Raw genomic sequence first — 9,215 nt, forward strand, 5'->3', positions numbered from 1 at the left:
GTTACGGACTGCTCATTCGCTTTTGGTTGCTCTCCACCCTTTCTGTTGAAAACGCAGTTACCATCAGCTACGGGGCGGTAACGAATTCCCCAATCAGGACTTTCACCTGACAATTCAATCGCCTTTGCAGGCGCACTAGCGGCGTCTCTCAGAGACGCTGTCATTTGCGAGTCTCAGAGAGACTCGCCTACGTGAGGTTCTACCCGATCATTCCTGCCGACCTGCTTAGGGAACCATTCGGAAACAACTTCGGGATTCAAAAAGTAGCGGAAGGGCGCGAGCCCTCCGGTGACACACCGGGCTGCTCGCGCCGCTCCGCTACAGCCGAACTTGATTCCGAACGATTCCTAGAAGTACTCGATCTAGAATGACCACCGCATACCGAATTCTAGCCGCCGGATGGTCGTGCAACGATGTCTCTCTACTGCGTGAAGCTGTCGCGGACTTTTTGTGTGACTTCAAAATCGCTCACGACGGAGCCGACTGCCTCGTGCAATTGCAACGATTTCAGCCACACCTCGTGCTGCTGGACACCAGCATCCTCGATCCTGACGCATTTGAACTTTGCCGCCGCATCAAGAACGATCACATGGCGATGGTCGTGATCGTCACTGCGCTCACAGAGTTTGGCGACATTGATCGCGCCGTTGATGCGGGAACGGATGACTTTTTGCCCAAACCAATCGATGGAATAGAACTTCGGCGGCGAGTGGCGATTCTCATTGCGTTGAACGACACTCTTCGCTGATCCAATAGAATTTCGAAGCAGAATTGAGAGTGACCATGGCGTTCCCTCTCGCGCGGACAGCGAGGCTTATTAAATTCGGCTTATCAAATTCTTTGTGCCCGACGATTGTGCCGCTACCCGATTTCGGCAATGAGATCCGGCGTGATAGGCTGTTCGCTTATGTCTTGATATCGCAGAACGCACCCTTCGAAAAGAACGGCATCAATCATGCATTCGGATCCTGCACGCATTTTCGCGTTCCTTGTGGCCTTGTCTTTCGTCGTCGATGCGAAGGCACAGGATGCGGAAACGCCGACCGAAATCTTGCGAGGGCTGGGGGCAACCATTCGTAGTGAAAAGGTCAAGCTCACGAGCGAGATAACACCGGAAGAGAAGGAGCAAGGAACGGTGTTCCGGTTCGTTGTAATCGGATCCAACTGGAAAGGCCGCGATACGGACTTGGCACAACTGAAGTCCATTCCGAATCTGGTGTACCTCGACCTGGACAATTGTCCATTCGACGGGACCGGTAAATTTCTCCGTTCCTTGAAGCAGGTTGAATACATTTCGGTGGATGAAACCGAGGCAAATGATAAATTCCTACAACACCTGACTCATCTCTCGGAACTGAGGTTTCTGTCACTCAAGCAGACAAATATCACCGATGCTGGGCTGAAGCATCTGAGCGGATTATCCAAGCTTCAGTCACTTTTCCTGAGTGGAAACAATGTGACGGATCGTGGACTCGCCGATATCGGCAAGCTGAAATCACTCGAGTACCTTCACCTCGACGGTACGAAGGTGAGTCCGAAGGGAATTGAAGACTTCAGGAAGGCTCTTCCGAAATTGAAGTTCATTCGATGAGGTTGGTTCGGTCGCTTCACGATCCAACTCGTCGTCAGTTCACAGTATTCGGATTGCCGTCACGCAGACTGAAAGAAGCGAACGCATCAAAATGGTTGGAAACGAGCATTCGGCTGGTGCTTAGCGGAACCACTGGGCGAGCGCGGTCGCGTGCAGTTGCTCGTAGGCGTTCACGGTGGTGGATTCGTTGACGTCAGGTCGGAGGAATTCTGCGATCATTTGATCGGTTTGGTCGACCTTGCTTTCGATTCGGTGCATCCACAAAGACTTCAGCGTCCCGATGCTGTCGAACAAGTCGGCTCGCATCATCATCATGACACTGTCGGCGACGCCTTGATTCGCGGCGGGCAAGGAGGCTTGCTTGGCAACGTGCTTTTGAAATCCCTCGGTCATCGCGGCGCGTGTCAGCCAAGCGACGGTTTCGTGCGACGGGGTGGTACTGCATTCTCTCGCTGCGGTCGCGTGAGATTGTGTCCGGGTGAGATCCATTCCAAATCGCGTGAGTTCAGAATCGTAGGCAGCCAGGCTGCCAATCAGAACATCGATCCATCGCTCGGTGACACGTCGTAGTCGGTTGAGCCTCACCGCGTCAGAGACGCTGCAACCGCGACGATCCAGGATCGCCCATTGGACTCGGTTGCGGGCTTCCAAGTGAGACAGATGAATCGCTTGGGTGATCGGCGAACACTCGTCGGTGCCATGTCGTCGATCGATGCCGTCACCGATCGCAGCGACGACGCGGGTCAGCACTTCGCTGGCCAAGATCTCCTCCAGGACTCCCATGTGGTCGGTCCACCAACACCGCATCCGGTAGAAATCCCCCGTCGCTTTGACGCGATTGAACCGTGCCATGACTTGATGCCACAGATCCAAGCGGTTGCGAGAAGCGGACCAATACTGCGCAATCGCCTCGGGCGAAATTGGGCTGCGTTGCAACAACATCGCTGGGCCGTGATAGGCCAGGACGGAAGCAAGTTCGGTGAGCTGGACAACGTGCATGCAGAAACACTGGAAAACAAGTCGGAAGACCTCCGCGGTCGAACCGGAACCGAATTGCAGACGCCGCGCCAACGGCACTCGCCCGCCAGTGTTTCTCTCGCAAGGCGTTGCGAACACGTGACTTAGAGAATGCGGATCGGATTCGCAGAAGCCTAGCTTCATCCCAGACGTTGTAAAAACGCCACATCAAGTGGATTCCTTGCAACGCGTTTCGTTGTCGATCCGAGGACGACTTGAAACCAGGGCGGGTGTAGCTCATCAGTCTGCACGGCAGCAGTTGGCTGATGAAGTTCAGACCCGGTGCATTGCGGAAACCGGTGCTAACGCACATCGGCTGACCTAGCGAAAGCTCGACCTGCGAACGCGTGTCACTTGATGTTTGACGTTTGTCCGCCTTGATCCACGGAGGATGCCGAGACAAACGGATCGCTCCATTTCTCTTCCGTCAAAACTGAGCGATCGGTCAATGTTCTCAAGAAAGCGACCAAGGCAACCTTGGGAACTTCCGGCAGGGCCATTCCGTTGGCGGCGAAGTTGTCCAAGCGACCGTCCAAATTCGGGTGTGGTTTGATGCTCCAGTTGTAGTGTTCAACCACCTGATCGAGAGTTCGGAACCGCCCGTCGTGCATGAACGGTCCCGTCAACTCAACGTTGCGGAGCGATGGCGACTTGAACCGGCCACGATCCATCTCAGCATTGCTGATCGCACCCACGCCCAAATCGACTTCGTCCGTGTCCGCGTCCACTCCGTTGACCGCCGGAGTCGTCATCGTGAAAAACGCGGCTTGCCGGGATGGGCGTTTGGACGAGTCATAGGGTTCATCGGGTCGATGCGGGTTGAACGGCAAAGCATTGCTCAAGTGGCACGACACGCAATTGGCTCGGCGAAGGAAAACGTCTTTCCCCAAGTTTTCCTGTTCAGTGAAGTTGGGAAACGACCTGCGATACGAACCGGCTTCCGCCAAACCGATGTCGTACTTCGATTGGTACGAGACTATTGAACGAACGAATTGGGCCAACGCCTTCGCCACCCGATCGATCGTGACCTCCGATGATCCAAATGCTTTGGTGAACAGAGGCGGGTAAATCGGATCGGCCGCCAACTGAGGGATCAACTCATCCAAGTCATGCCCCATCTCGATCGGGTTCTCGATCGGCATCAGGACTTGTTGTTCCAAGGTCCGAGCACGTTCGTCCCAGAAGAAACGACCACGTTGATAGAAGCGAGCGTTCACGAGGCTCATTGAGTTGCGAGCGACTTTCTCGCCGTCAAAGCCGACGCTCAAGGGTTCGTCATCTGTGAACGACAACTCCTGTTTGTGACACGATGCGCACGACACGGTTCCGTTGGCGGACAGCGACATGTCGTAGAACAGGACTCGTCCGAGCGTCGCGCCGTCATCGGTGAGCGAGTTGTCCGGTGGCGTGTTGTCGAAGCGTTCCACGGCGGACCGAAAGTGTTCCGGCCAATCGATATCGCTGTAGTTGAACGGAGTCTCGGGCAGTTCCAATCGCCGCGTCTCCGGTGCGGTGCCCTGCCCCACCGCAGAAGGTTCGGCGGCGACGCTGTAGCGAAAACCCATCACGCACGTGGCGAGCCCGAAAGCGATTGCCAATTGCCACACCGCCCTACCCTGCTGCGTTCTCGAATCAGTCCGTGCAAAATGCAGATTCGTCATGATTGGCATCGTGGCATGTCTCGGGAAGGCGGGAGATTCGACCGCGGCAGTTTAGCATTTTGACGAGGAATGCGAGACGCAATGTCCACCGCCCTGCCCTGCTCCGACCGCAAAACCGGACATCGCGAATCCTGACCGAAGATCACTGGTAGCTTGAATCGCCGCGGCTTTTTGGGCGGAAACGTCGTGCAAAACGGAGCGAAAGACGCAATCGCGAAATGCGAGTTTCTCTCGGATCGCTGAGCGGGTACAAACGTTGGCTGACGCGCACCCTCGAAAAGGATTTTGCTGAATGTCGGATACGATCATCGCCCCTGAAATGAGCATCGAAGCGGCGACGGAAATTCCCGAACCCCAACCGTTTGTTCACCTGCACTGCCACAGTCACTACAGCTTGCTCGATGGAGCCGGTGACATCGGAAAGTTGGTCAACCGAGCCGTTGATCATGGGATGAATGCGCTGGCGCTGACCGACCACGGAAACCTACACGGTGCACTCGAGTTCTATCGCAAAGCCAAAGACGCTGGCATCAATCCGATCATCGGATACGAAGCCTACATCGCACCGGGAAGTCGATTCGACAAAGGTGGAGCAAGTAGCAGCAAAGCGGCGAGCTATCACCTGACGCTATTGGCTCAGAACCGAACCGGGTTCAAGAACCTGATCAAGCTGGCGTCGGCCGCGTCACTGGAAGGTTTCTACTTCAAACCGCGAATCGATAAAGAGATTCTTGAGAAGTACAACGAGGGCATCGTGTGCTTGTCGGGTTGCGTGAGCAGTGAATTCAGCCGTGCGATTCTGAAAGGGATTCAAACCAAAGAACACGAACAAGAAGCCAAGAAGGTTGCCGGTTGGTTCCACAAGGTCTTCGGTGATCGTTACTTCATCGAGATCATGAACAACGACGTCGACATCCAACGCACCCAGCTCGAAGGCGCGGTCGACATTGCCAACAAGATGGGTTTGCCTTTGGTCGCGACCAGTGATTGCCACTACGTCAATCAAGAGGACGCGGAAGCCCAAGACATCATGTTGTGCATCAACACCGGGCGATTCAGAACCGACAACACGCGAATGAAAATGGAGAACGATCAGTTCTTCCTTCGCAGCCCGCAACAGATGTATGAGAAGTTCCCGGGACTCGAGGACGCGGTCGGTCGCAGCCAACAAATCGCCGACACCGTCGACATTCAGTTGGAGTTCAACCAGTACTTTTTCCCGAGCTTCCCCTGCCCCGACGAATTGACGCCGCTCGATTACCTGCGAAAGCTTTGCGAGCAGGGATTGATGGAGCGTTACGAAGGCGATGATGAACGCATCATCGACGGGAAGCTTTCCGACGAAGTGATGGCTCGTCTGGATCGCGAATTGGACGTGATCGAAAAGTTGGGCTATCCGACTTACTTCTTGATCGTTTGGGACTTCGTCAACCACGCTCGCGACATCGGCATCAGCGCGACGGCCCGGGGTTCGGGTGTGGGTGCGATCGTGTGTTATGCGCTTTACATGTCGCACGTTTGTCCGCTGCGTTATGACTTGCTGTTCGAACGATTTCTCGATGAGTCGCGGACCGAGCCGCCTGATATCGACATCGACTTCGAAAAAGAACGTCGGATCGAAGTCATTGACTATGTGAAGGAACGTTATGGCAGCGAGATGGTTTGCCAGATCGGAACGTTCGGAACGCTTGCCGCGAAGGCTGCGATCAAGGACACCGGTCGCGCTCTTGGCATTCCGCTTTCACGTGTCAACCAAATCACCGAGTTGGTTCCCGACGAGCTGAAGATCACCATTGCGAAGTCGCTCGACAAGAGCGCCGACCTGAAGATGATCTATGACGGCGATCCAGAAATTCGCGAACTGCTTGACCTGGCGATGAAGATCGAAGGTTTGGCTCGCAACGTCGGCACGCACGCCGCCGCGGTGGTGATCGCCGACAAACCGCTGACCGAATACGTGCCGCTTGGCCGCGTGCCGGGTAAGCAAGACGTGATTACCCAGTGGGCAATGGTCGATGTGGAAGCGTCGGGTCTGCTGAAGATGGACTTCCTGGGTCTTCGAAACCTGACGATCCTTTCGCGAACGGTGAAGTTGGTCGAGCAGACGACTGGCAACACGATTGATCCGCTGAAGTTCCCTCTGGACGACAAACCGTCCTACGCATTGCTGCAACGCGGCGAAACCAAGGGAGTTTTCCAGCTCGAGTCCGGCGGGATTCGCGATTTGCTTCAGCGGATGAAGCCCGACACGTTCAACGACATCATCGCGACGGCCGCGCTTTACCGTCCTGGTCCGCTCGAGGGCGGGATGGTCGACGATTACGTCAATATCAAACACGGTCGTCAGCAACCGGAGTACAAACACCCGGTCTTGAAAGAGATCTTGGAAGAGACCAACTCGATCATGGTCTACCAAGAACAGGTGATGCGGATTCTCAACCGCCTCGGAGACGTGCCGCTGGCCAAAGCGTACACGTGCATCAAGGCGATTAGTAAAAAGAAGCAGGCGTTGATCGATGCCAATCACGACGTCTTCATCGCCGGATCGGTCAAGAATGGTCTGGCAGAAAAAGACGCCGAGGACATTTGGAACCTGATCGTCAAGTTTGCCGGTTACGGTTTCAACAAGTCGCACTCGACCGCGTACGCTTTGGTCGCGTACCAGACCGCGTTTTTGAAAGCCCACTACCCCGTCGAGTTCATGGCGGCGTTGTTGTCCAGCGACATCTCGGGGCGGAACTTCAAACGCAAAGACGCGCTCGTCGAGCACATGGAAGATTGCGACCGGATGGACATCGAGGTGTTGCCACCAAATGTCAATCAATCCGACGCGGACTTTGGTGTTCTGGATGGCAAGATTCCGTTTGCGCTATCGGCCATCAAGGCTTGCGGTGGTTCGACCGCGATCAGCATCGAAGCCGAACGCCGAAAGAATGGTCCGTTCAAAGACATCTTTGACTTCTGCGAACGAATCGATCCGCATGATTGCAACCGAAGTGCGATCGAGACGCTGATCAAAGCCGGTGCGTTCGATTCTTTTGGTGCCAAACGCAGCCAATTGGCGTCCGTGATCGAACGAGCAATGCAAGCGGGTGCGAAGGTTCAAGCGGACAAGAAGACCGGGCAAGCGAGCTTCTTCGATGCATTCGACGAAGACGACGATGCCAGTGACGATGGCGATTCCGCCGCGGTGCCGCTTCCCGACATCGAAGAGTGGCCCGACCGCGAAAAGTTGTTGGCCGAGAAGGAAGTCTTGGGCTTCTATCTCGACAGTCACCCGCTGGCTGAGTTTGAAAACAAGCTGGCGACGTTCCGCACGCACACGACCGAATCGATGGCGGATTGCAAAGACCGCGATGAGGTCATCGTTGGCGGAATGATCAGCAGCATCAAAATCGCACACACCAAGAACCCGAAACCGGGTGCGCCCAGCAAATACGCCAACTTCGATTTGGAAGACATGGCAGGCAGTGTTCGTTGCATTTGTTGGCCGAAGGGGTTCGCGGTTTGTGGCGAACGAATTCAGCCCGATGCTGTGGTGCTGGCCAAAGCCAAAGTCGACCGTCGTGGCGGTGGTGATGAAATCAACCTGATCATCGACGAACTGACGCCGCTGGACGAGCTCGATTCACGCTACACCCACGGGATTCGGATCCGTTTGGACGAAGCGGAGCACGACGAGAAGACGGTGTCCAACGTGCGTGAAATCGTTCGCGGCTACCCGGGCAACAAGGATTTGTTGTTGGCGATGCAGTTGTGCGAAGGCGAGACGGTGCATTTCAAAGCTGACAAGTTCCGAGTCGATATCACGCCGCAATTGCGAGAACGATTGGACGATCTGCTGGGCACGGGCCACTACAAACTGCTGATGAGCAAACCCAAACGTTAGGAATCCAACGCCGTTCAAAAGTAGGGCCGGTTCCTACCGGCCGCTGCAGAAGAGTGCCGCGGAAATTGGCCGGTGAGGAGTGGCTGCCGAGGAGTGGCCGGTGGGAACCGGACCTACAAAAGAAAAACCACGTGGGCTCGATGAATCGGGCTTCCACGTGGCATGAGTCGATCGTTGAGTCAGCGAGCTCAATCGTTCTGTTTCTTCTTTCCTTTGCCTTTCCCCTTGCCCTTGCCCTGGCCTTTTCCTTTACCCTGGCCGCGTTCTTTGGCAGCGGTCATTTGCTTTTGGGCTTGCTCGGGCAGAGCCGCGATCTGTTCCGCGGTTAGCATCCCCGCCACAGAGGCTCGCATCGATCGAACGGCCTTTTGCTGCTTTGCGAAAAGGGCTTGTTCCTCTTCGCTGAAACCTTCTTTTAGCTTCGCGGCCAATTCTTTGCCCTTCACGCCGGCCTCACGAGCCTCCTTCTGAATCTCGGAACGTTTCTTCGTCAGTGCGGGGGTTAGTCCCTCCTCCTTCAGTTCTTTCATTTGGGCGGTGAAGGATTCTTTGGCTTCGTTCCACTTCTCTTTCTGCTCGTCGGTCAGATCGACCTTCTCGAGCGACTTGGCGACGTTCTGGGCGATCCAGGTGCCGGCACCCCGGTTTCCGGCTCGTTTTTTCTTACCTTCGGGTTTGTCGTCTGCGGTTGCCGAAGCAGCCAAGCAAGCAATCAGGGCCATCGCAATCAGGTGTCTCATCCGCGTCTCTCCAGGTTGGGAAGTGATGTTGGTGTTGATTTTACCGTCCTCAAACCCGTGCGGGGCATCAGGTTCCGCAAAACCGTTCCAAGGGGACTCGAATTCCGGCGACCGCATGTCCGCGTTGGCGGTCAAAAGCGTTCGGGAACTTTCCGGTCTCATTTTGCATCCAACGCCAGGTGAAAGTCATCGAAACCGGATGACCGTCACGACCGTCACGCAGCGACATAAACCCTGCCATAACAGCGTTTTTCGTTGCTTTGCGAGGCACCCCAAGTACACTCGACCCCCGCGGCCAAGCCCCAATTGCGCAGCCG

The 9,215-nt window shown here is 55.5% G+C and carries 6 protein-coding genes; 3 read left to right on the forward strand and 3 right to left on the reverse strand.

The window, feature by feature from the left end; genetic code table 11:
• Positions 1-367: 367 nt before the first annotated feature.
• Positions 368-748 (forward strand): response regulator, encoded by a 381-nt coding sequence (locus tag CEE69_RS29380; RefSeq protein ID WP_099264099.1) that lies wholly within the window; start codon positions 368-370, stop codon positions 746-748.
• 207 nt (positions 749-955) lie between these two features.
• On the forward strand, positions 956-1,591 hold the full coding sequence (locus CEE69_RS29385; protein ID WP_099264100.1) for a leucine-rich repeat domain-containing protein: 636 nt from the start codon (positions 956-958) through the stop codon (positions 1,589-1,591).
• Between the two features lie 120 nt (positions 1,592-1,711).
• Here CEE69_RS29385 and CEE69_RS29390 read toward each other — a convergent pair whose 3' ends face one another.
• Both CEE69_RS29390 and CEE69_RS29395 read right to left on the reverse strand, forming a co-directional pair.
• Positions 1,712-2,590, reverse strand: a complete 879-nt coding sequence (locus tag CEE69_RS29390; protein WP_099264120.1) for a hypothetical protein — start codon at positions 2,588-2,590, stop codon at positions 1,712-1,714.
• Between the two features lie 368 nt (positions 2,591-2,958).
• Positions 2,959-4,269 carry a cytochrome-c peroxidase gene (locus CEE69_RS29395; protein WP_233215772.1) on the reverse strand — a complete coding sequence of 437 codons (1,311 nt, stop codon included), beginning with the start codon at positions 4,267-4,269 and terminating at the stop codon, positions 2,959-2,961.
• Positions 4,270-4,561: 292 nt separating this feature from the next.
• Here CEE69_RS29395 and dnaE point away from each other — a divergent pair, with 292 nt between their 5' ends.
• The gene (gene dnaE, locus CEE69_RS29400) at positions 4,562-8,158 is read left to right on the forward strand and encodes a DNA polymerase III subunit alpha (protein WP_099264101.1); all 3,597 of its coding nucleotides are present in this window, start codon (positions 4,562-4,564) and stop codon (positions 8,156-8,158) included.
• A 188-nt stretch (positions 8,159-8,346) separates the two neighbouring features.
• Here dnaE and CEE69_RS29405 read toward each other — a convergent pair whose 3' ends face one another.
• Positions 8,347-9,060 (reverse strand): Spy/CpxP family protein refolding chaperone, encoded by a 714-nt coding sequence (locus tag CEE69_RS29405; protein ID WP_233215773.1) that lies wholly within the window; start codon positions 9,058-9,060, stop codon positions 8,347-8,349.
• Positions 9,061-9,215: the final 155 nt, after the last annotated feature.

Source organism: Rhodopirellula bahusiensis (assembly GCF_002727185.1).
Classification (GTDB): Bacteria; Planctomycetota; Planctomycetia; order Pirellulales; family Pirellulaceae; genus Rhodopirellula; species Rhodopirellula bahusiensis.

Coding starts and splice junctions, on each gene's coding strand:
- CEE69_RS29380 (WP_099264099.1), top strand. CDS start 368: ATGACCACCGCATACCGAATTCTAGCCGCCGGATGGTCGTGCAACGAT.
- CEE69_RS29385 (WP_099264100.1), top strand. CDS start 956: ATGCATTCGGATCCTGCACGCATTTTCGCGTTCCTTGTGGCCTTGTCT.
- CEE69_RS29390 (WP_099264120.1), bottom strand. CDS start 2,590: ATGCACGTTGTCCAGCTCACCGAACTTGCTTCCGTCCTGGCCTATCAC.
- CEE69_RS29395 (WP_233215772.1), bottom strand. CDS start 4,269: ATGACGAATCTGCATTTTGCACGGACTGATTCGAGAACGCAGCAGGGT.
- dnaE (WP_099264101.1), top strand. CDS start 4,562: ATGTCGGATACGATCATCGCCCCTGAAATGAGCATCGAAGCGGCGACG.
- CEE69_RS29405 (WP_233215773.1), bottom strand. CDS start 9,060: ATGAGACCGGAAAGTTCCCGAACGCTTTTGACCGCCAACGCGGACATG.